This is a genomic window from Kitasatospora gansuensis (assembly GCF_014203705.1).
In the GTDB taxonomy this organism is placed as follows: domain Bacteria; phylum Actinomycetota; class Actinomycetes; order Streptomycetales; family Streptomycetaceae; genus Kitasatospora; species Kitasatospora gansuensis.
On sequence record NZ_JACHJR010000001.1, the window covers coordinates 7,745,201 to 7,766,614 of the forward strand.

Below are 21,414 nucleotides of genomic sequence, written 5' to 3' on the forward strand. Positions count from 1 at the left end.
CGCATGATCCCACGCTCCTCTACCGGACTCCGGACGACCATTCATGCCGTGATCATCCCTGCCGATCCGAAGAAACGCGCTAACCCGACCCCCGCCTCGAAGCGGACAATTATTCGCGAATCACCCTCTCACAGATGGTCATTTGTGAGGGGTGGAGCGTCATGGGCGGTGAGAGAGGTTGTGGTCGAATCCGGACTGGCCGCGGGTGGCTCGACCTTCGCGCGACCGCCCACAGAGGTCGCTCCGATGTCCTCGGGCTGAAGGAGCCCGGTGAGTACGCGGGTGAGGATGCGATCGAAGAGCGCTTCCGATGAGTCCTCGGCTTCGGGCGCCTGCCCGGTCAGGGCGGTGGCGAGGTGCGGGTGATGGCCCGCCAGGGCGACCTGGGTGAGATATTCCGCTTGGGCCTGCTGCCACTGCGGGACGGTCTGCCCGGCGAGACGCTGGAGCACCTCGGCGCGGGTCAGAGTGGAGACGACGGCATTGAGGATGGCGATGGCCTCCAGCTTGGTCCGGGGACTGACGTCGACGTCGGCTAGCGCGGCCAGGGCGTGCTCCAGGTAGGTGACCGCGTGCGGCCCCACCGGGGTCCTCGCCGCGGTCGCGTCCAGCAGCCATGGGTGAGCGAGGTAGACGCTCCTGCTCTGCTGGGCCAAGGCGAGTAGGTCGTCGAGCCAGTATTCGGAGCCGAGTGCGTCGTAGGAGATCTCGCCGTTGACCTGGTCGATCATCAGTTCCAGCAGTTCGTCGCGGGTAGCCACATAGCGGTAGAGGGATGCCGGCCCTGCCCCGAGAGCGACCGCCACGGCCCGCATGGTGACGGCGGGCAGGCCGTCCGCGTCGGCCAGGGCGATACCGGCGGCGGCGATGCGGTCGCGGTCGAACGTGGGCGTCGGGCCGCGTCCGGCGCGTTCGGGGCGCAGCCAGATGCTGTGGGTGGACGGCTCGGTCATGACCCCTCCTTTTCTGCGAACGGTGTATGCAGTATCTTAGGCCGTATGAACTGCGAACATGGATCGCAGTTGGTGAAGGAGAGTCGACATGCCCCAAATGCAGCCGCAGCAGGAGTGGACGCCGACCCGGTATGCGCACAACGGCGACGTGCAGGTGGCCTTCGACCAACTGAAGGGCTCCGAGGGCGAACCGCTGCTGCTGATCATGGGGTTGGCCACCGCCCGGTTCTGGTGGCCGGCCGGACTGTGCCAGGCTTTCGCCGACGCCGGGTTCGCGGTGGCCCGCTACGACCAGCGCGACGCCGGCCAGTCGACCCGGATGCCGGACACCGCCACCACCAACCCCTTCAAGGCCCTGTTCGCCAAGCGCGGGGACGCTTACACCTCCGAGGACATGACCGACGACGCCATCGCTGTGATGGACGAACTCGGCTGGGAGCGAGCCCATGTCTTCGGCCATTCCCTGGGCGGCGCGATCGCCCAGCGGATCGCACTGCGGCACCCTGAACGGGTGCTCAGCGTCACCTCCTCGGCGGCCCTGCCCAGCGATGTCTCCGGGCTGGGGGTCCTGCGCTATCTGCGGTTCGGCCTGCTCGCCAAGCTCGCCCGGACCAAGTTCCCCGAGGGCCGCGAGGGCGACATTGAGGCCGCCCTCACCGTCTGGCGCGGCATCGCCTCCCCCGGCTACCCCTTCGACGAGGCTGCGGCCCGCGCCTGGGTCGAGGCCGACGTGGACAGTGGCCCGCGCGACAACAAGGCGCAGAGCCGCCAGATCGGCGCCCAGTGGCACGGATCCAGGCTCAAGGAGCTACGCCGACCCACCCTGGTCCTGCACGGCGAGCAGGACCCGATCCTGCGTGTCAGCGCGGGCCGCGCCACCGCCCGGGCGATCGACGGCGCCCGCCTGGTGACCTACCCGGGCGTCGGCCACGACCTCCCCGCCGTCCTGTGGACCGACATCGCCCGCCAGGTCGGCGACATGGCGGTCCGTCAGTTGCGGTCAGGCGGTGCGGGCGTGATCGGACAGCCGCTGGGCGAGTAACGGCCGGGTGCACTCCGGCGGCGCGGGCATGGTGGCCGTCTTGCCGGATCGTTGGCGCGCCGGACGCGGCAGGTTGCCACCCGTCGTGATCCACTTCCCCCGATCGGCCCGCCTGTCATGCCTGTTGCACCGGCCGTCGTACCGGGCCCGCGTACTCCGCTGCTTGATGCCCCGGCTCATGGGGGTCAACGGCTCCAGACAGCCAATTTCGAAACCGTCGGCTATTACGACCGCGTGACCTCGCCCGTGTCGTCGCGCCCCACCCAGACCGGGTAGACGCCGTCTCCGCTCAACGGGAAGGTGACCAGGCCCGCATGTAGCGGCGGCCCAGTTCGGTTCTGGCGGTGGAGTCGCCGAAGCCGACGTACTGGCCGTCACGCAGCAGCCTCACGTCCTTGCCCGGCGGGATTGCCATCGTCCAGCCGGCGGTCGGCTTCTCGCTCACGGGCAGGCGCACGGCGTACGTGTCACGGGCGGTGAAGCGGTCGCCGAACATTTCGTTCTCATAGCCGGCGCCGGTCTCCTGCACCGGGTAGACACCGGGCGGAACTCCGATCACCAGCGGGTCGCCCTCCGTGCCGTCGGGCAGGTAGGAGGGGTCACATACGGCCAGTTGCCCAGCGGGGAGGGCGATCTCGGTGACCGTTCGGACCGGCTCGATGGTGACCGGCTCCGACCGGTCCCGGTGCGTGAACCTGAACCCGGGCAGCCACCACAGGTCGCGCGGCAGGTCGACCAGGGTACGCGTCGAGCCGCCGAGCCGGCCGCGTGGGTACAGGCCCTGGCTGTTCTTCCCGTCGGGGTACAGATCGACGGTCCGCTTCCAGGCTTCGTCCGAGCGGTCGGGGAGATCCTGTTGCTCGTATCGCCACTCGGCCAGGTGCCGCAGAATCGTGTGGCCACCGCTCTTCACGGCTGGTCTCGGTTGGCTCACCCGCATCGCCTTCGATCGGACGCTCGGGCGCGGGCTCGCCTCCGTCTGACCGAACTTCCAGATGGGTGCTGGTCGTTGCACCTTCTACCAGGGGCAGCAGCACGACCGCCGCCAGGGACATGCTCAGGCTGAGAGCACGTCCCCGACATCAGCGTTTCAGGCCGCCCTGGCACCGGAACCGGACGTCACACCTGGCGCCGCAGCTGCGCCGAGAGGTGGTGCTGAAGAGGCTGGCCGACTGCCGCGAGGTCGTGGACGAAGGTGAGGGTGCCGTCGTCGGCGAGGGTGTAGCGCCGGCGGGTGGCGTTGACCTCCTTGGCCGTGGGTGCGAGTGCCACCTCGTGGGTGGCGAGGTCGACCGTGGTGCCGTCGGCCCGGCCGACCAGGATCTCCGCGATGCCGGTGGGCTGGGTGATCAGTGCCTCCACCCGGCCGTCGGGCTGGAGCCGCCACCAGCCGCTCTCCCGGGCCGACGGGCGCAGCGGTGCGTCGTCGGCGTCGAGGAGCCAGGCCCGGGTCTCGTAGTGGAGGAAGGGCCGGCCGTCGTGGCTGAAGGTGACCTCCTGTGCGTACGTGAAGTCGCCGGCGAGCGTCGGGTACTCGCCGCGTCCCCGGCCGCGCCAGGTTCCCAGGAGCCCGAGCACCGGGCCCAGCAGCGCGTGCGGCGCGGGCGCCTCGTCCGGTCGGTGGGCGTCGGGGTACGGGTACTCCGGTGCGGGGTCGAACACGGTGCGCGCTCCTCAAGTGGGATCTGAAGTCGGGTCAGCCGACGGTCCGGGTGACTCGGGAAGCCTACGGCGCCCGCCCGCACCCCGGGCGGATCAGACAGTTCGCTCCGCGCCGTAGTAGCCGTGATTCAGCCGGTATCGCATGCTGTCGGTGCCGTCCGACTGGATGTGTCCGATCAGCATCGAACGTTGCGGCTCGGGCAGCTGTCGGCCGTGGGCTTTGGTCCATTCGAGAGTGCTGAACAGCTGGGCCGCCCCGTCGAGTTGGGCCGGGCTCGGGGGGTGTGCGGCGAGTGCGGCGAGGACGAGGTCGGCCGGTTCGTCGTGGAGCAGGCGTAGTACGGCCATGTCGTACCACGTCGAGCCACTGGTGGGCTCTCGGGTGGGGACTCCTGCCCATGCCAGCAGGGTGCGGATCCGCTCGATCGGGTCGGGGTAGTGCTGGTGGACGAGGGCGGTGAGCCGGTCCTCGGCGTCGTCCAGCTGCTGTGACCAGGCCAGGTCGTCGTCGCCCGAAGGCTGGGACACCTCTGCGGCCACCTCGGCCAGCCCGGCCGGTGCGGCCTGGAGCCAGCGCATCCGGCGTCGCTCGGACTCGGCGTCCTGCTCGGCGAGTCGCTCCTGGACCTCTTGTGATCCGGTCAGACCGCGCTGCGCCAGCCAGGCGGTGAGGGCCGGGCCGTCACGGAGGTCGGCATCGCAGTTGCCGGCCCCGCGCAGCCCGGTCTGGTGGTGGAGTGTCCAACAGGCCGTCAGTTCACCGTCCGGTCCGTGGACCGTGATGGTCGGCCAGCCGCGGCACCGGCAGTGGTCGCCGGTCCCACCGTCCACGATGGCCAGGTGTCGGGCCAGGTCGGCGATCTCGTCACCGGTCAGCACCAGCCGTGGCACGTCGGCGGCGTCGACCGCGTCGGCCGGTCCCTCGACGATCACCACGCGTGTGGCCCGGAGCAGTACGTCGTGCACCCGGGCTGTTGTCGGAACGTCCTCGATCATCCGCACCCTCTCTCTGTCGGTCACCTCGGGGAGGATAGCGGCGGCCCGGCCGTCGGTCGGATGATTATCTGTCGGACAGCGGGCTGGGGCTCAGGTCACCTGGGTGGGTCCACCCGGACCAGGCCCGACTGGTAGGCGATGGCGACGAGTTGGGCGCGGTGGCGGGCGCCGAGTTTGGTCATGGTGCGCTGGACGTGGGTGCGGACGGTCAGCGGGCTGACGAACATCCGCTCGGCGATCTCGTCGTTCGACAGGCCCTCGGCGACCTGGACCATCACCTCGCGTTCGCGGGCGGTGAGGACGTCGAGGGCCGGGGGCGGGGTGGCCGGGTCGGTCTCGGGATGGGCGAGGAAGCGGGTCACCAGGGCCCGGGTGGCGGTGGGGGAGAGCAGGGTGTCGCCGGCCGCCACCGTCCGGATGCCGCCGAGGAGTTCCTCGGGGCCGACGCCCTTGCCGAGGAAGCCGCTGGCACCCGCGCGGAGGGCCCTGGCCACGTACTCGTCGATCTCGAAGGTGGTGAGGATCAGGACCCGGGTGTCGACCAGCGCAGGGTCGCGGCAGATCTCCTCGGTGGCGGCCAGCCCGTCCAGTACCGGCATCCGGATGTCCATCACCACCACGTCGGGCCTGGTGGTGCGGGCCAGTTCGACCGCGGCCCGGCCGTCGCCCGCGACGCCGACCACCTCCATGTCCTCGCAGGACTCGATCAGCAGCCGGAAGGTCCCGGCCAGCAGGGCCTGGTCGTCGGCCAGCAGTACCCGGATGGTCACCGCGCGCTCCTCTCCTCGTCGTCCCGGTCGGGCTCGGATTCGCCGGTCTCCAGCGGCAGTTCGGTGGTGACCTGGAAGCCGCCGTCCGAGCCGCGGCCGGCCAGCAGGCGCCCGCCGACCGACTGGGCCCGTTCGCGCATGCCGATCAGGCCGTAGCCCGGTGGGCCGGCCGGAGCCGCCGGGGGGCCATCGTCGGAGACGGTCACGGTCAGCAGGCGTCGGGTGTAGGCCAGCCGGACCGAGGCGGTCGCGGTGCCCGCGTGCTTGGTCACGTTGGTCAGTGCCTCCTGGACGATCCGGTAGGCGGTCAGGTCCACGCCGGGGGAGAGCGGCCTCGGCTCGCCGGAGATCTGCACCGAGACGGTCAGGCCCGCGCCCTCGAACGCGGCCAGCAGATCCGGGAGTTGGGCCAGACCAGGGGCGGGTTCGAGCGGTGCCTCGGGGTCGTCCGAGCGGCGCAGCAGGCCCACCGTGGCCTGGAGTTCGCGCAGCGCGGCGGAGGTGGTGCCGGCCAGGCCGTCCAGCATCTGCTGGGCCTGCTCGGGCTTGCTGCGCAGCAGGTACGCGGCGGTGGCGGCCTGGGCGTGGGCGAGGGCGATGTGGTGCGCGACGATGTCGTGCAGCTCGCGGGCGATCCGCAGCCGCTCCTCGCCCACCCGCCGCTGGGCCTCGTCCTCGCGGGTGCGTTCGGCGAGTTCGGCCCGGGCCTCGACGGCGGCCACGTAGTCACGACGGCTGCGGACCGAGTCGGCGAGGGCGCCGGAGAGCAGGATCCAGGCGATCAGCCCGATCCGGTTGGCGGTCAGGATCGAGCCGGAGGCCGAGAGCACGGTGGCGGCGAACAGGATGCCCGCGACCGCCACGGTGTGCAGCATGGCCGTCCGGCGGTCGGTCCGCATGGCCATCGAGTAGAGCGCGGCCAGCGCGGCGCCCGCGGTGAACGGCGAGGGCTGGAAGCCGTCCTGCTCGGCGAGCGCGCTGATGCCGGCTCCGCACATCGTGGTCACGGCCACCACGGTGCGCGGGTGGGTGCGGTGCCAGAGCAGGGCGACCGAGGCGGCCGCGGCGATCAGGGCGACGGCGGGGGACGGGGCTCGGATGATCCGGGGGTCGGTGGCCGACATGCTGCTGGCCAGTACCGCCAGGCCCCAGAGCACCACGGCCAGCGTCACGTCGACGGCCCGGGGGTGTCGGCGGAGCCACGGGCGGATGGTGATGATCATGCTGGTTCTCTCCCTGTCAGCTCCGACCATGGTCGATCAGCTCCGACCATGATCGCCGACCGGCGGGTCGGGGTCGGACCGCCACATCGGGGGGCCGCTGCCGGTTTCGACAGCGGCCCCCCGACAGTCCACGGACCGTCAGACGTGAACGGCCGGACGTTCCGTCAGTTCCCGGTCGGCGGGGACGGGGACGGCGGAGCTCAGCGACTCGCCCTCGACGTCCACCTTGGGGATGATCCGGTCCAGCCACTTCGGCAGCCACCAGGCCCGGTCGCCGAGCAGCGCGAGCACCGCCGGGACGATGGTCATCCGGACCACGAAGGCGTCCAGGAAGACGGCCGAGGCCAGGCCGAGCCCCATCATCTTGATCATCGACTCGCTCATCCCGATGAACCCGGAGAACACCGCGATCATGATGACGGCCGCGGCCACCACCACCCGGGCGCTGTGCCGGAAGCCGGTGACGATCGCCTGGCCGGGCCGCTCCCCGTGCACGTACGCTTCGCGCATCCGGGTCACCAGGAAGACCTCGTAGTCCATCGCCAGGCCGAACACCACGCCGATCAGGAAGATCGGCATCATGCTCATCACCGGCCCGGTCTGCTCGACGCCCAGCAGGCCGGCGAACCAGCCCCACTGGAAGACCGCGACGATCACGCCGAAGGCCGCCGCGACCGAGAGCAGGAAGCCGAGCGCCGCCTTGAGCGGGACCAGGACGGAGCGGAACACCACCATCAGCAGCAGGATGGCCAGGCCGACCACCAGCGCGAGGTAGGGGAGCAGCGCGTCGGAGACCTTCTGCGAGATGTCGATGTTCACCGCGGTGGTGCCGGTGACCAGTACGGTCGCGCCGGTCTCGGAGCGCAGCCCGGCCGCCTCGCCGCGGATGGTGTGCACCAGGTCCTTGGTCTCGGCGGTACTCGGGCCGGTGGCGGGCACGGCGGTGAGCAGCGCGGTGTCACCGGCCGGGTTGAAGGCGGCGGGCGAGACGGACACCACGCCCTCGGTGGCGGTGAGCCGGGCGGCGGCGGTGGCGACGGCGGCCTTCGGGTCGGCGGCGCCCTTGGCGTCCACCACCACGGTGAGCGGCCCGTTGAAGCCGGGGCCGAAGCCGTCGGCGAGGGCGTCGTAGGCCCGGCGCTGGGTGGACGAGGTGGGCTGCGACTCGGCGCCCGGCATCCCGAGGTCGAGGCTGAGCGCCGGTACGGCCAGCACACCGAGGCCGAGCACGCCGAAGACCAGGACGGCGACCGGACGGCGGGTCACGAAGCGGGCCCAGCGGGTGCCGCCGTTCGGCCGGCCGGCGGTGGCGCGCGGTGCTGTCCGACGGCGGGAGGCCCGGGGCAGGACGGCCCGCTGGAAGAAGCCGAGCAGCGCGGGCAGCAGGGTCAGCGCGATCACCACCGCGACCAGGACGGTGCCCGCCGCGGCGAGTCCCATGCTGGTGAGGGTGGGGATGCCGACCACCGAGAGCCCGGCCAGCGCGATGAAGACGGTCAGTCCGGCGAAGACCACGGCGGAGCCGGCCGTACCGACCGCCCGGCCGACGGCTTCCTCGGGTGCGTGGCCCTCGGCCCGTTCGGTCCGGTAGCGGGAGACGATGAAGAGCGCGTAGTCGATGCCGACCGCGAGCCCCAGCATCAGCGCCAGCGTGGTGGTCGTACTGGACATGCCGATCGCGACGATCGCGGTCACACCGACCCCGATGCCGATCAGCGCGGTGAGCAGCGGCAGCCCGGCGGCCGCGAGTGAGCCGAAGGTGATCAGCAGGACGACCGCGGCGGCGGCGATGCCGACCAGTTCGGTCGCTCCGCCGGACTCGGGCTCGGCCTGGAGCGCCGTACCGCCGAGCTCCACGGTCAGGCCCGCGTCCTGGCCGCCCTTGACCGCGTCCTTGAGGGTCGCCTTGGTCTGCTCGGTGAGCGCGGTGCTCTTCGCGTCGTACGAGACGGTGGCGTAGGCGGTGCTGCCGTCCTTGCTGACGGCGTGGGTGACGAACGGGTCGAGCACACTCTTGACCTGCGGGCTGCCGGTCAGATCACCGACCACCTGGTCGACCGCGGCCTTGTTGGCGGTCGCGGTGATCTGCTGGCCCTGCGGTGCGACGAACACGATCCGGGCGTCCGCGCCGTCCGAACTCGCGCCCGGGAAACGCTCGTTGAGGAGGTCGAAGGCCTGCTGGGACTGGGTGCCCGGCATCGCGAACCCGTCGTCCTCGGCGGCCGGTGCCTTGGCCGCGGCGAACGCGCAGGCGGCCAGCAGCGCCACCCAGAGCAGCACGACGTACCGCCGCTGCCGGAACGAGAACCGGCCGAGCCGGTAGAGGAAGGTGGCCACGGAGAAGGGCGCTCCAGTCGGGATCGGCGGTGGGCGGCGGGGGTGCCGCAGGATGTCTCAATCCTTCGTGGCGCAGGGGGGCGGCGTCGTCGTCCGGCTGCAGGCAGTTCGGCGTACTGCCGATGCAGTACGTGCCCGGCGGCCTACCGCGTACGCCCTACGGGCCTTTCCAGCGGATGTCGGCAACCGGCATCCGCTGGGAGCGCGTCCGGATGTGTGGTGACCTCAGAAGTCGTTGCCGCCATGGCCGTACGGGATTCGCCGGTGCGGGCGAGAGAATCGGGAGCCGTTGCGTGTCGGACGAGATCACGGTGCATCCTGTCCCCTGGCTGGCTGCCCCGATCGGCACCGGGCGGCTCGTGCTGCGCGAGTCCGAGGCCCGGGACCGTGCCGCGTTCGTCGACCTGTTCGCCTCGCCGGAGGTGTACCGCTACCTCGGTGGCGCTCGCCCCCGTGACGAGCTCGAGCGCGAGATGCCCGAGGTGCCCGGTCGGCGCCCCGGTGTTTTCGTCGTGGAGTTCGGCGGGGTGATGATCGGCGTCATCATGCTCGACCGGCGCGCCGCGGAGCGTCCCGGTCACGTCCGTCCGGAGGCCGGGGAGAGCGAGCTCAGCTACCTGCTTCTGCCGGCGGCGTGGGGAAACGGGTACGCCGCCGAGGCGTGTGCGGCGGCACTCGACTGGTGCGCCGACGCGCGGCCGGGCGAGCCGGTGGTGCTCTGCACCCAGAGCGCCAACACCCGCTCGATGCGCCTCGCGGCCAAGCTGGGGTTCACCGAGGTGGATCGGTTCGAGGAGTTCGGCGCCGAGCAGTGGTTCGGCGTGTGGTCGCCGGTCACGCCGTCCGGTTGAGCTCGTCGAGGAGGACCTCCGCGAGCTGCTCGGCCGCCCACTGCGCGCGGCTCGGGGAGAGCCGGCCGTAGCCGATCACCAGGGCGGGCGGTTGGCGCCGGATGGCGTAGCCGGAGAGGGCGACGGTGGCGATGCCGCGGCCTGCGAGGTGTTCGGCGATCACGTGGTCCCGGAGTCCGCGGGGCAACGGGACCAGCAGGTGCAGGCCGGCGGCGATGCCGAGGACCGGGCCGCAGTCGCGGATGATGGCGTGGCTGTTCAGCGCGGTCACGAGAGCGTCGCGGCGGGCTCGGTACGCCTTGCGTACGCGGCGCAGGTGCCGGTCGTAGCCGCCGGTGTCGGCGAAGCCGGCGAAGGTGAGCTGGTCCAGGGTGCTCGGGCCGGCGGCCCCGGTGTCGAGGGCGTCGAGCAGCGGTTGGCGCAGGTCCGGTGGTGGGACCAGCCAGCCCAGCCGCAGTCCGGGATGCAGGGTCTTGCTGACCGAACCCAGGTAGACCACGCGGCTGCGGTCGAGGCCGGCCAGCGCGCCGACAGGTCTGCGGTCGTAGCGGAACTCGGCGTCGTAGTCGTCCTCGACGATCACGGCGGAGCGCTCCGTGGCCCAAGCGAGCAGCGCCCTTCGGCGGGTGGGCGACAGGGCCGTGCCGGTGGGGAACTGATGGGCCGGCGCGCACAACACCGCCCGGGCGTCCGTCTGCCGCAGCGCCTCGACGTCGAGGCCCTCGGCATCCACGGCTACCGGCTCCGGGACCAGGCCGGCGGCGGCCGCGACCTGGTGCAGCCGGGACCAGCCGGGATCCTCGACGGCCAGGTTCGGGACCCCGCGGGCAGCCAGTACCCGCGCCACGAGCGACACCCCGTGGGAGGTACCGCAGGTGATCAATACCTCGTCGTTCTCGACGCTCAGTCCGCGTACCCGGCTCAGGTAGGCGGCGACGACCTCCCGCAACCGCCACGCTCCTGCCGCCGACGGGAACACCGACCGTTCCCAGTCGGCGGTGGCGAGGACGTGCTGCAGGGACCGGGTCCACCCGGGCGCGGGGAAGGCGGCCACGTCCGGTGCGCCCGGCCGAAGGTCGGCCACCACCGGCGGGACGGTAGGGGCTGGACGGGGCGCCGGTGCGCGGTCGACGGGACTGGGCGTGGCGGGTTGGGCCGTGACGCGCGTGCCGGAGCCCTGCCGGGTCTGCAGGCGTCCCTCGGCGGCGAGTTGGGTGTACGCCTCGTTGACGACCCATCGGGAGCAGCCGAGTTCGGCGGCCAGCGCGCGGCTCGGGGGCAGCAGGTGGCCCGGCGCCAGCCGCCCCTCTGCGATGGCGGCCCTGATTCCACTCGTCAGGCGCTCGTACAGCGACCCGCCGTCCTCGGGCAGTTCGATGAGCAGGCCGGTTGCTCGATTGGTTCGGTCATTCCCCATGAAAGAGGACTGTATAGCCGGACCACTTACCTCTAGCGTCGTCCTCCGTAGCTGGTGGCAACAGGCCGCCGCACCAAGAACAGGAACACCCGCTCAGATGACGAACACCGAATCCCCCGCACTGACAGTCGTCGCCCAGCTGCGCGCCAAGCCCGGCAAGGAGCAGGCCCTGCGCCAGGCACTCACCGCACTCGTGGCGCCCACCACGCGCGAGCCGGGCTGCGTCACCTACGACCTGCACGTGGACGTGAACGACCCCGCCTCGTTCTGCTTCTACGAGATCTGGCGCAGCCCCGCCGAGCACGCCGCCAACCTCCAGAGCGCCCACCTGCAGGCCTTCGCCGTCCGAATCGACGACCTCCTCGACGGCGAGCTTCGCGTCAGCCTGCTGCGCCACATCGCCTGACGTCTGCTCCGGGTCAACCGGTCGAACCGCCAGGTCCGTTCGGCCCGTCAGTACGCGATGCGCTCGACCTCGAAAAGCTGGGCAGCACCGATCCTGCTCTCCTCCAGGGAGAGCAGCCAGGGCAGCAGCTCCGGTGTGGCGTCGAGCTCGTTGTAGAAGCCGAACCGGAGATCCGCGAGCCGCCGCTCGAAGAGCCAGTGGTCGAGCGCGTCGCTCAGGTGGCGGTCCGCCGCCTCCGTCCGGGTTTCGGCCCACACGGCCAGCCACGGTGTGAGGCTCCCGGTGCTGACGGAGATCGTCTCGAGTACCCCGGTGACACGTTCGCTGCCGGGGTACTCGTGCAGGGCTGACCGCCACCACGCGTGCCAGACGCGTTCCAACGTCTCCTGCTCCGGCGCCGTCCAGGCCCGCCAGTCGGCGGCGAGCAGCCGGGAGGCGACCAGCCCGTGGTCGACGTGCACCCGGCCGGTGGCCAGGAGACGGACGATGCGCGGTGTCATCCGGCGGTACAGGGCAGGGAAGTCGTCCCAGTGGTCGGTCGCCTCGGCCGCGACGGCGGAGATCAGGTCCGCCGGTACCTGGTCCGCGGGCCCGGCGAGCACCTCAAGGTCGGTGTCGCTGTAGCAGTAGGTGCAGCCGCCTACGGTGAACGGTTGCTCGGAGTGCGGCGCGAAGGCGGCGTCGAGCGCATCGAGAGCGTTCAGGAGCTGCTGGGAAGGGTCGGTCATGGGCACCTGCTGGGGACCTCATCCGGCCTACCGGGGAGGGATCGACGCTATCACGCGGCCCACGACCGCAGGAATGACCCCGACACAAGGCGGTCACCTGGTCCGCCGGACGGCACCTAGTCCGGGCGGGGTGCGGCGGTGCTCTCCCGGACGGTCAGGCGGGGGGTGGGGTTCTTGAGGTCGTGCACCGCGTCGGGGTCGGCGATGGCGGCGAGCATCGTGCGGGCGACCTGCTCGCCGAGGGCGAAGGTGTCGCGGGAGAGGGCGGTGAGCGGGGGGTGGACGATCCGGGTGAGGGTCGAGTCGTCGAAGGAGACGATCGACAGGTCGCCGGGCACCGCCACGCCCATCTCCATCGCGACACCGAGCCCGGCCACCGCCATCACGTCGCTGTCGTAGATGATCGCGGTGGGCCGCCGGGTGCGGGTCAGCAGGGTGCGGGTGGCGGCGGCGCCCTCGGCGTCGCTGAAATCGGTGGGCACCGAGAGGGCCTCGGTCAGGCCGAGCCGCTTCGCGCTGTCGCGCAGGGCGCGGATCCGGCGCTGGGTGTGCTGGAAGGCGGGCAGGCCCGCCAGGTGGGCGATCCGCCGATGGCCCAGAGCGGCAAGGTAGTTGACGGTGGAGATCATCGCCTCCCGGTCGTCGGCCCAGACGCTCGGCAGGGAGCCGTGCCGGCCGGGGCCGCCGAGCACCAGGGCGGGTACGCCGAGCTGCTCCAGCACCGCGACCCGGGGGTCGCGGACCTGGAGGTCGACCACCACGAAGCCGTCCACCCGGTGTTCGGAGGCCCAGCGCCGGTAGACCTCGATCTCGGCGGCGGTGTCCTCGACCACCATCAGCTGCAGGGCGGTGGAGTGAGCGGACAGGCCGGCCTGGAGGCCGGAGAGCAGCTGGGCGAAGAACGGCTCGACGCCGATGGTGCGGGCCGGTCGGGCCAGTACCAGGCCGACCGCTCCGGCCTTGGCGCCGCCGAGCGCGCGGGCTGCGCTGTGCGGCCGCCAGTTCATCTCCTCGGCGATCTGCAGGATCCGCCGGCGGGTCTCCTCGCTGACCCCGGGCCGCCCGTTGAGGGCGAACGAGACGGCGCCCTTGGACACTCCGGCCTGCCGGGCGATGTCCGCGATGGTCGGTCTGGCCATGGGGCGTCCCCCCTCTCTCACGACCCGTCGAAAACCTGGTCGGAGCATAGTGCACACCTCATCGACCGGTTTACTGATCCCGCTGGTCAGAACACTTGCTGAGAGCACGTCAGATGGGACTCGGCGGCGGTCGCCGGAATGGTCTATTGACACCCCAACTATAGCGGTTTAGGTTCGCCGTGCCATGGGCTCGATCAGGGCAGGATCAGCAGGAGGAGACCCCGTGCCGGTCACCGTCACCGCCGTCGAGAACACCGACCTGTTCACCGGTAGCGAGGCCGATCCCCGCCAGGTCCTGCGGGTCGTTCTGGACGGGCCACGGGCGACAATCACCGTCACCGGCCCGGGAGTTCGGGGTACGGCTGACGGCACCGGCGCGGTCGAGGTCCCGTTGCGGATCACCGACCCGGTCCCCGGGGAGCGGCGGCCGGTCACCGTCAGCGCGGGCCGGGACGAGGCGACGGTCGAGGTGGCGGCCGAGCTGCTGGTCGCCGAGCCCGGCTGGACGATGTACCTGGTTTCGCACTTCCACTACGACCCGGTCTGGTGGAACACCCAGGCCGCGTACACCTCGCCCTGGGAGCTGCTCTCCGGCGACGCCACCACCCGGCCGCTCTGGGAGCGGAACGGCTTCGCGCTGGTGGACGCCCACCTGGAGCTGGCCCTGCGCGATCCGGTGTACCGGTTCGTGCTGGCCGAGATCGACTATCTCAAGCCCTACTTCGACCAACACCCGGAGCGGCGCGCCCAGTTGCGGAGGCTGCTGGAGCGCGGCCAGGTCGAGCTGGTCGGCGGCACCTACAACGAGCCGAACACCAACCTGACCGGCGCCGAGACCACCATCCGCAACATCGTCTACGGGATCGGCTACCAGCGCGACATCCTCGGCGGTGACCCGCAGACCGCCTGGCAGCTGGACGTGTTCGGTCACGACCCGCAGTTCCCCGGCTACCTGGCCGACGCCGGGCTGACCGGCAGCGCGTGGGCGCGCGGGCCCTTCCACCAGTGGGGGCCGATCCAGAAGAACTTCCGGGCGGCCAAGGACGACGCCACGGTGATGCAGTTCCCCAGCGAGTTCGAGTGGATCTCGCCCTCGGGCCGGGGCGTGCTGACCCACTTCATGCCGCACCACTACTCGGCCGGCTGGTGGATGGACTCCGCCGCCGACCTGGCCGCCGCCGAGCAGGCGGTGTACGAGCTGTACCGCAAGCTCAAGCCGGTCGGCGCGACCAGGAACCTGCTGCTGCCGGTCGGTACCGACTACACCCCGCCGAACAAGTGGGTCACCGAGATCCACCGGTCCTGGGCCGCCAAGTACGTCTGGCCCCGGTTCGTCTGCGGCACCCCGCAGGACTTCCTCACCGCCGTCCGGGCCGAGTCCGCCGCCACCGGCCGCCGGCCCAGCCCGCAGACCCGGGACATGAACCCGGTCTACACCGGCAAGGACGTCTCGTACATCGACACCAAGCAGGCCCAACGGGCGGGCGAGGCCGCGGCGTTGGACGCCGAGAAGCTCGCCACCCTGGCCGCCCTGCAGGGGCTGGGCCGCTACCCCGAGGCCGCACTCGACAAGGTCTGGCGCCAACTCGCCTACGGCGCACACCACGACGCGATCACCGGCTCCGAGTCCGACCAGGTGTACCTCGACCTGCTCGGCGGCTGGCGGGAGGCGCACGACCTGGCCGCCGAGGTCCGCGACCGGTCCCTGGCCGCCCTGGTCGGCACCGTCGACACCCGGGGGCCCGGCACCGCCCTGGTGGTCACCAACACGCTCTCCTTCGAGCGCTCCGGCACGGTCGCCGTCCGGCTCCCCGAAGGCTCCCCGGCGGCGGTCCTGGTCGTCGACGACGCCGGCGCGCCGGTGCCGTGCGCCGTGGACCGGGGCACCCTGTACTTCCACGCGGACGCCGTCCCCGCGCTCGGCTGGCGCAGCTGGCGGGCCGTGGACGGCACCCCCGACGCGCTCTGGACCGCCGCCGAGGGGACGACCATCGGCAACCAGCGCTACCGGGTCACCGCCGACCCCACCCGGGGCAGCGCCCTGACGAGCATTCAGGACCTGCTGACCGGACGTCAGCTGCTCCAGCCCGGCCGACTCGGCAACGAGCTCCGGGTGTACGAGGAGTACCCGCAGCACCCCGACTTCGGCGAGGGCCCCTGGCACCTGCTCCCCAAGGGCCCGGTGCTCGGCTCGGGCGACACCACGGCCGTCACCCGGCGCGAGGTCGGCCCGCTCGGCGAACGCCTGGTCGGCGAAGGCACCGTGGACGGCATCCGGTACGAACAGACCGTCACCCTGTGGCACGGCACGGACCGGATCGACTGCCGGACCAGGGTGCTCGACCACGGCTCCGCCGACCGGCTGCTGCGCCTGCGGTTCGCCCTGGACCTGCCCGGCACCCTGCCGGTCAGCGAGGTCGCGGACGCCGTGGTCGGCCGGGGCTTCGCGCTGCCCGACGTCGACGTGGCGGAGACGCCCTGGACGCTCGACAACCCCGCCAACACCTGGTTCGGCCTCGGCTCCACCGCCCGGGTCACCCTCACCCGACCGGACGGCAGCGCGCTCGGCGACCGGGCGCTGGGCGTGGCCGAGGTGGTCGTCCCCGACCTCGACCGGGCGGCCGACGCCCGCGAGCTGGTGGTGGCGCTGGCCCGGGTCGGCGTCACCGCGACCACCGCGAGCGCCGACTGGTCCCGCTACGGCTGGCTCGACGTCGACTCCAACCTGCCGGACTTCCGGGTGCTGCTCGGCGGGCCCGAAGTCAACGACGCCACCCGGCAGTTGCTGGCGGAGGCGGGGGAGGAGTACGCCGCCGCGCTGAAGGCGTACGGCCGGGTCTGGGTCCCCGCGGAGCGTCCGCTGCGCGAGGTCTGGCGGCCGGACGCCGACCTGCGCGGGCTGCGTACCCTGCCCGCGCTGGTGGTCACCGACCCCGCGGCGCTGACCGAGGACCTGGCGGACGCCCGGGTCACCGCCGTCTGCCCCGGTGAGCCGCCCGCGAGCGAGCGGCTCACCGACCACACCGCCGCCCTGCTCACCTACGGCCTGCCCGGCTTCGCCGTGGACCCGGGCGGAGCCCTCCACCTCTCGCTGCTGCGGTCCTGCACCGGCTGGCCCTCGGGCGTCTGGATCGACCCGCCCCGGCGCACCGCCCCCGACGGTTCGTCCTTCCAACTCCAGCACTGGACCCACGACTTCTGCTACGCCCTGGTCAGCGGCGACGGCGACTGGCGGGCACTGGCGCTGCCCTCTCAGGGGCAGGAGTTCAACCATCCGCTGCTCGCCAGGCTCGCCCCCGCGCAGGACGGCCCGCTGCCCGCCCGGCACTCCTGGCTGCGCGTCAGCCCCGAGCGCGAGGTCCGGCTCAGCACCCTCAAGCCGACCGGCAACCCGATCGCGCACGGCTCGGCCGCCGCCACCGACCCCGGCGCCGGGATCACCGTGCGGCTGGTGGAGTCCACCGGCCTGGGCCGGACCGCCGAGCTGGACGGCGCGCTGCGGCTCACCGCCCTGCACCGGGCCGACCTGCTGGAACGTCCGCTCGAATGTCCGCCGGAGCCGACGAGTGCCCGGGTCGGCCTGGACGGTTCGCAGATCGTCACGCTGGCCGCCCGCCCGGTGGAGGCCAGGTCGGGCGGCGCACCGCTCGGACCGGTCGCCGAGGCGGCCCAGCCCGTGCACGCCCGCTACTGGCTGCACAACCGGGGCCCCGCGCCGATGGGTTACCTGCCGGTGTCGGTGGGCCTCGCCCCCGGCCTGCTCCGCACCGACGGCGCGCCGGTCGAGCTGTCCGCCGTGCTCGCCTCGCACCTGGTGGACGCCGACCTGGAGGGGACCGCCGAGATCCTGCCGCCCGACGGCTGGCAGGCCGGCCCGCGCCGCCGCCCGTACCGGCTGGCGGCCGGCGGGCACCTCCGGTTCCCCGTCACGCTCACCCCGCCCGCCGACGCCGGGCCCGGGCTGTACTTCGTCGCGGTCCGGACCGAGTACCTCGGCCAGCAGATCGAGGACGTGGCCACCGTCGCGCTCGGCGAGCTGCCCGCGCTGCTCCCGGTGCCGGGCCCGATCCCGGACGGCTGGCCGCAGGCCCAGGGCACCAAGGCCGGCACCGGCCGGCAGACCGGCCTCACCGTGGAGACGGACACCACCACCGTCCGGGTCGCGCCCGGCGGCCGGGCCCGGCTGACGCTGTTGCTCGGCAACCGGACCATGGGGGAGATCCGTGGCGAGCTGCAGGCCGTGTCCCCATGGGGCAGTTGGGAGATCGTCCGGGAGCCGGTACGCGGCTTCCGGGTGGCGGCGGGCGCGACGGAGCAGGTTGTCTTCGAGCTGACGCCGCCCGCCGATCTCGACCCGGGGAGGTACTGGGTGGTGGCCAAGGTGATGTGGTTCGGCCGCTGTCAGTACGCGCCGACCGTCGAGCTGGTGGTCGCGCCATGACGGACCGTCAGGCGGTGCTTGGCCTGTTGGACGGACGCCCGCTGCCGCGGGCCGAGCTCGACCGCAGGCTGGCTGTGTTGCGTGACGGACCGCGCGCCTCGGCGTTGCCCCGGCCGGGCAGCGCCGAGGACCGTCAACTCACCCGCTGGGTGGCGCAGGTGGTGCTGACCGAGGAGCTGTGCGCCGCCGAGGCGGTGGCCCGTGGCCTGGACCCTGGTGCAGTGGCGCCGGTACGGCTGGACCAGCGGGCCGCCGTCGAGCTGGGGTCGATCGCGGCGGCCGCGTTCGAGGGCAGCGCGGCCGTCCGGGCGGTGTTCGAGGCGGTCACGGCGGAGGTGGTGGCCAGCCCCGGTCCCGCCCTCGACCACGAGACCATGGAAATCTGGCAACTGAGCACCCCGGACGGCGACTTCGACGCCGACCCGGCCACCCTGCCGACCGTGCTGGCCCAGGATCTGCTGGCCGCCGGACCCGGCCGGCCGGTCACGGTCGGCCCCTGGACGGCGACCCTGACCGGGCGCAAGCCCGCACCGGCACCACCTGACCGGAGCACCGAACTACTGGACTGCGCCCGCCGGATCGCTTTCGTCCGCTGGCTCGACCGGGCCCGGGCCGAACGCCTGACCCTGGTCCCCGGCCTGGAACACCCGGGCGACCCGGCCCAGCCCGACAACCACCACCGGCACTAGGCGATCAGCCGCGTGGCACCCGCTGCGGGGGCAGCAGCTCGCTGGGCTGCACGATCACGTAGCCCTTCCCGGTGAAGGACAGCTCCCAGCCCTCGGTGGCGGTGCCGCGGCGGCGCCAGGCCTCGGTGTTGCTGGTCTGCGCGAGCAGCTGCACCTCCAGCCCGGAGGACCAGCCGACCACCGCGTCGGCGTCGCCGTAGACGTACTGGCCGGGCTCGACCGGCAGGACCAGTGGGCGGCCCGAGGTCATCAGGACCAGGCTTCCGGTGCCGGTGAACTCCAGTGCGTGCGAACCGATTCCGGCGATCCGGTCGCCGTTCTCGATGGACACCGTCTGCCACTGCAGGGTGGCGTCGAGCGCGAGGACGTAGGTGTTGGTGATCACCATGGGCTCGCCGTTCAGCGGCAGCACGTGCAGGTGCTGGGCCAGGTTGGCGAGGTAGGCGGTGCCGGTGCCGGAACAGCGCATCAGGTCGAGGACGTCGGCGGCCTGCCGACGTTCCCGGCGCTGTCGGCTGTTGCCGGGCGTCCAGGGGGTGAAGTCGACCTTGCCGACGTGTGCGACCATCGCGCCGGTGCGGGCCAGCACGTCGGAACTGCCGTCCAGCACCACCCGCAGCAGCTGCGGGTTCTGCAGACCGAAGCGGTCGGTGCCGGTGCCGGCGGTGTGCGCCAGGAGGGGGCTCTGCACGGAGGGGCTCCTCGAACTCGGTTCTCAGCCGCGGATCTTGAGACGGTCGGCGGTGTCCTCGCTGGGCTGGACGACGACGAAGCCGGTGCCCTTGAAGCCGAGCTGCATGGCCTCGCCGCTGCCGCGGCCGACCAGCGAGCCGAGCTTCATGGACCGGCGGGCGCGCACTTCGAGACCGGTCGTCCAGGCGACCAGCGCGTCCGGGTCGACGTAGGTCTCGGCCTCGGCGCAGTTGAGCACCACCGGGACGCCGCGCGAGGTGACGGAGACCCAGCCGGTGCCGGAGACCTGCACGTTGTAGAGGCCGGTGCCGGCCATCATGGCCACGCCCTTCACCTTCTCCACCGCGCACTCCAGGGTGGCGTCCAGGGCGAGCAGGTGCGAACCGTTGATCGACAGCTTCTCGTTGTCGAGGTGCAGGTTCAGCACGTCCGCGCCCATGTCGGCGAGGTAGAGCGCGCCGTCGCCGGACCAGCGCAGCAGCGGGCTCCGCTCGCCGGACGCCCACTCACCGAGCGCCCGGCGGAAGGTCTGTGACACCGCCTCGTACTGGAGGAAGCCGTCGTACGCGACCATCGCGCCGGCCTTGGCGTAGACGTCCGTCTGGGCGGTGACCGCGACCCGGCAGATCGCCTTGCCGTGATTGCTCATCCGCGCCGCGGTGTCGGCGGGCCGGTGGGTGCCGAGCCCGCCGCCCGCGAGGAACTGTGCCTGCATGACTCCCCCTCGGTCCTCAGACCTCGAACGGCTGGACGACGACGAAGTTCCCCGGTGCGCCGCGGAACTGGAGACTGTGCGACTGCGCCGTGTGCCCGGCGTACGAGGAACGGCGGATCCGGACCGGAGCGGTGGTGATCACCTGGGCGCCCTTGGACCAGGCGACCAGCGCCTGGATGTCGACGAAGGTCTCCGGGACGGGCGTGACCGGCAGCAGCACCGGGATGCCGTTGGTCTTCACCACGAGCGTGCCGTGCCCGCTGAGTTGGAGGGTGAAGTAGCCGCCGTTCGGCAGGCCCTCGCCCTCGATCCGGCGCACCTCGTACTCGAGGTTCGCGTCGAAGGCCAGCAGCCGGTCCGAGCCGACGCAGAAGGAGTCGCCCTCCAGCTTGACCAGGTGCAGGTCGCAGGCCTCGTCGGCGAGGAAGACCTGACCCTCGCCGGAGACCCGCATCAGCTTGAGCGGCTGGCCGGTCAGGTTGCCGACCAGCTTGCGCAGCATGCCGGAGGCCTCGTACGCGAAGTCGGCCTTGCCCTGGTAGGCGACCATGCTGCCCTGGAGCGCGAGCACGTCCTGACCCTTGGTCAGGGTGGCCCGCACCAGGTTGTCGTTCTGCTGCACCCAGCCGGGGCTCTCCGGGAGTTCGGTGTACTTGGTCAGCGAGACCCGCACGCCGACCGGGACCGGCTCGGTGGGCTGGGCGGGGACGGCGACCAGCGTTGCGTCGGGAGCCGGGGATTGGGCAGGAATGGCTGCGACCGGGGCGTCCTCCTCAAGGGCCTCGCCGCCGAAGTTCTCCAGCAGCGCCTGCAGGCCCCCGTCGAAGCCCTGGCCCACGGCGGCGAACCGCCACTCGCCGGCCCGCCGGTAGACGTCGGCGAGCATCACGGCCCGCTCGGTGGAGAACTCCGTCCCGGTGAAGCTGTACCGGCCGACCTCGGTGCCGTCCGCCACGATCCGGACGTAGCCCGAGGCCACCTGGGACATCTGGCCGTCGCCGTCGATGGTCGCGGTCAGCGCCAACTTGTGGACGGTGTCCGGAACGTGCGGCAGCGCCACCGCGAAGGACTCGGAGTCGCCCTGCTGTGCGCCGAGCAGCCTGATCGACTGCTCGGGGCTGTTCGGCTGGTTGAAGAAGACGAAGTACCGGTCGTCGCTCAGCCGTTCCTCGGCGTCGAGCCCGAAGCAGCTGATGTCGAAGGTGAGTCCGGGCCCGGCGATGTGCACACCGAGGTAGAGGTCGGTGCTCGAAGTGAGCTCACTGACCCGTACCCGGGACGCCTTGGCGAGTTCTCTGGACATGGCGCGGACCGGCCCCCTTCCGGACGACATACTTGATCTCCGGACCTTA

Annotated in this window: 18 protein-coding genes; 5 read left to right on the forward strand and 13 right to left on the reverse strand. The window is 72.1% G+C overall.

The genetic code is table 11. The features are described 5' to 3' along the window. Nucleotides 1-128: 128 nt before the first annotated feature. Complete coding sequence (locus tag F4556_RS34875) at nucleotides 129-953, reverse strand: TetR/AcrR family transcriptional regulator C-terminal domain-containing protein (RefSeq protein WP_184923357.1); 825 nt, start codon at nucleotides 951-953, stop codon at nucleotides 129-131. Between the two features lie 88 nt (nucleotides 954-1,041). On the opposite strand from F4556_RS34875, the gene F4556_RS34880 reads away from it, so the two are divergent. Beyond that, complete coding sequence (locus tag F4556_RS34880; protein ID WP_246511175.1) at nucleotides 1,042-1,995, forward strand: alpha/beta fold hydrolase; 954 nt, start codon at nucleotides 1,042-1,044, stop codon at nucleotides 1,993-1,995. 289 nt (nucleotides 1,996-2,284) lie between these two features. Here F4556_RS34880 and F4556_RS34885 read toward each other — a convergent pair whose 3' ends face one another. From F4556_RS34885 to F4556_RS34910, 6 genes are all read right to left on the reverse strand, one after another. Next, nucleotides 2,285-2,929 (reverse strand): DUF4241 domain-containing protein, encoded by a 645-nt coding sequence (locus F4556_RS34885; protein WP_184923359.1) that lies wholly within the window; start codon nucleotides 2,927-2,929, stop codon nucleotides 2,285-2,287. 185 nt (nucleotides 2,930-3,114) lie between these two features. Next, nucleotides 3,115-3,657: a nitrobindin family protein gene (locus tag F4556_RS34890; RefSeq protein WP_184923361.1), complete on the reverse strand. Its 543-nt coding sequence runs from the start codon at nucleotides 3,655-3,657 to the stop codon at nucleotides 3,115-3,117. Nucleotides 3,658-3,750: 93 nt separating this feature from the next. Beyond that, nucleotides 3,751-4,677, reverse strand: a complete 927-nt coding sequence (locus F4556_RS34895) for a hypothetical protein (protein ID WP_184923362.1) — start codon at nucleotides 4,675-4,677, stop codon at nucleotides 3,751-3,753. A 71-nt stretch (nucleotides 4,678-4,748) separates the two neighbouring features. Next, nucleotides 4,749-5,423 carry a response regulator transcription factor gene (locus F4556_RS34900; RefSeq protein WP_184923364.1) on the reverse strand — a complete coding sequence of 225 codons (675 nt, stop codon included), beginning with the start codon at nucleotides 5,421-5,423 and terminating at the stop codon, nucleotides 4,749-4,751. After that, the gene (locus F4556_RS34905; protein WP_184923366.1) at nucleotides 5,420-6,646 is read right to left on the reverse strand and encodes a sensor histidine kinase; all 1,227 of its coding nucleotides are present in this window, start codon (nucleotides 6,644-6,646) and stop codon (nucleotides 5,420-5,422) included. Before F4556_RS34905 ends, F4556_RS34900 begins: the two co-directional genes overlap by 4 nt. Before the next feature lie 138 nt (nucleotides 6,647-6,784). Further along, entirely contained in the window at nucleotides 6,785-8,983 is a 2,199-nt protein-coding gene (locus F4556_RS34910) for an MMPL family transporter (protein WP_184923368.1), read from the reverse strand. A 293-nt stretch (nucleotides 8,984-9,276) separates the two neighbouring features. Here F4556_RS34910 and F4556_RS34915 point away from each other — a divergent pair, with 293 nt between their 5' ends. Continuing rightward, entirely contained in the window at nucleotides 9,277-9,834 is a 558-nt protein-coding gene (locus F4556_RS34915) for a GNAT family N-acetyltransferase (RefSeq protein WP_313069051.1), read from the forward strand. On the opposite strand, the gene pdxR is transcribed toward F4556_RS34915, so the two are convergent. Further along, the gene (gene pdxR / locus F4556_RS34920; protein WP_184923370.1) at nucleotides 9,818-11,251 is read right to left on the reverse strand and encodes a MocR-like pyridoxine biosynthesis transcription factor PdxR; all 1,434 of its coding nucleotides are present in this window, start codon (nucleotides 11,249-11,251) and stop codon (nucleotides 9,818-9,820) included. The genes F4556_RS34915 and pdxR overlap by 17 nt on opposite strands. Nucleotides 11,252-11,348: 97 nt before the next feature. On the opposite strand from pdxR, the gene F4556_RS34925 reads away from it, so the two are divergent. Next, entirely contained in the window at nucleotides 11,349-11,657 is a 309-nt protein-coding gene (locus F4556_RS34925; RefSeq protein ID WP_184923372.1) for a putative quinol monooxygenase, read from the forward strand. 47 nt (nucleotides 11,658-11,704) lie between these two features. Here the strand turns inward: F4556_RS34925 and F4556_RS34930 are convergent, their stop codons facing one another. Together F4556_RS34930 and F4556_RS34935 are read right to left on the reverse strand one after the other, a co-directional pair. After that, on the reverse strand, nucleotides 11,705-12,385 hold the full coding sequence (locus tag F4556_RS34930; RefSeq protein WP_184923374.1) for a hypothetical protein: 681 nt from the start codon (nucleotides 12,383-12,385) through the stop codon (nucleotides 11,705-11,707). Nucleotides 12,386-12,501: 116 nt separating this feature from the next. After that, nucleotides 12,502-13,524 (reverse strand): LacI family DNA-binding transcriptional regulator, encoded by a 1,023-nt coding sequence (locus tag F4556_RS34935; protein ID WP_184923376.1) that lies wholly within the window; start codon nucleotides 13,522-13,524, stop codon nucleotides 12,502-12,504. Between the two features lie 223 nt (nucleotides 13,525-13,747). Between F4556_RS34935 and F4556_RS34940 the strand changes: the two genes are divergently transcribed. Next, entirely contained in the window at nucleotides 13,748-17,965 is a 4,218-nt protein-coding gene (locus F4556_RS34940) for a glycoside hydrolase family 38 N-terminal domain-containing protein (RefSeq protein ID WP_184923378.1), read from the forward strand. Further along, the gene (locus tag F4556_RS38805) at nucleotides 17,962-18,654 is read left to right on the forward strand and encodes a DUF7158 domain-containing protein (protein ID WP_246511177.1); all 693 of its coding nucleotides are present in this window, start codon (nucleotides 17,962-17,964) and stop codon (nucleotides 18,652-18,654) included. Before F4556_RS34940 ends, F4556_RS38805 begins: the two co-directional genes overlap by 4 nt. A gap of 4 nt (nucleotides 18,655-18,658) precedes the next feature. On the opposite strand, the gene F4556_RS34945 is transcribed toward F4556_RS38805, so the two are convergent. From F4556_RS34945 to F4556_RS34955, 3 genes are read right to left on the reverse strand one after another with little or no spacing between them, the layout of a single operon-like run. Continuing rightward, nucleotides 18,659-19,345, reverse strand: a complete 687-nt coding sequence (locus F4556_RS34945) for an AIM24 family protein (RefSeq protein ID WP_313069053.1) — start codon at nucleotides 19,343-19,345, stop codon at nucleotides 18,659-18,661. Nucleotides 19,346-19,369: 24 nt separating this feature from the next. Further along, a complete protein-coding gene (locus tag F4556_RS34950; RefSeq protein ID WP_184923380.1) occupies nucleotides 19,370-20,062 on the reverse strand; it encodes an AIM24 family protein in 693 nt (230 codons plus the stop codon). Nucleotides 20,063-20,078: 16 nt separating this feature from the next. Then, complete coding sequence (locus F4556_RS34955) at nucleotides 20,079-21,365, reverse strand: TerD family protein (protein WP_184923382.1); 1,287 nt, start codon at nucleotides 21,363-21,365, stop codon at nucleotides 20,079-20,081. Nucleotides 21,366-21,414: the final 49 nt, after the last annotated feature.

Coding starts and splice junctions, on each gene's coding strand:
- F4556_RS34875 (WP_184923357.1), bottom strand. CDS start 953: ATGACCGAGCCGTCCACCCACAGCATCTGGCTGCGCCCCGAACGCGCC.
- F4556_RS34880 (WP_246511175.1), top strand. CDS start 1,042: ATGCCCCAAATGCAGCCGCAGCAGGAGTGGACGCCGACCCGGTATGCG.
- F4556_RS34905 (WP_184923366.1), bottom strand. CDS start 6,646: ATGATCATCACCATCCGCCCGTGGCTCCGCCGACACCCCCGGGCCGTC.
- pdxR (WP_184923370.1), bottom strand. CDS start 11,251: ATGGGGAATGACCGAACCAATCGAGCAACCGGCCTGCTCATCGAACTG.
- F4556_RS34925 (WP_184923372.1), top strand. CDS start 11,349: ATGACGAACACCGAATCCCCCGCACTGACAGTCGTCGCCCAGCTGCGC.
- F4556_RS34930 (WP_184923374.1), bottom strand. CDS start 12,385: ATGACCGACCCTTCCCAGCAGCTCCTGAACGCTCTCGATGCGCTCGAC.
- F4556_RS34935 (WP_184923376.1), bottom strand. CDS start 13,524: ATGGCCAGACCGACCATCGCGGACATCGCCCGGCAGGCCGGAGTGTCC.
- F4556_RS38805 (WP_246511177.1), top strand. CDS start 17,962: ATGACGGACCGTCAGGCGGTGCTTGGCCTGTTGGACGGACGCCCGCTG.
- F4556_RS34950 (WP_184923380.1), bottom strand. CDS start 20,062: ATGCAGGCACAGTTCCTCGCGGGCGGCGGGCTCGGCACCCACCGGCCC.
- F4556_RS34955 (WP_184923382.1), bottom strand. CDS start 21,365: ATGTCCAGAGAACTCGCCAAGGCGTCCCGGGTACGGGTCAGTGAGCTC.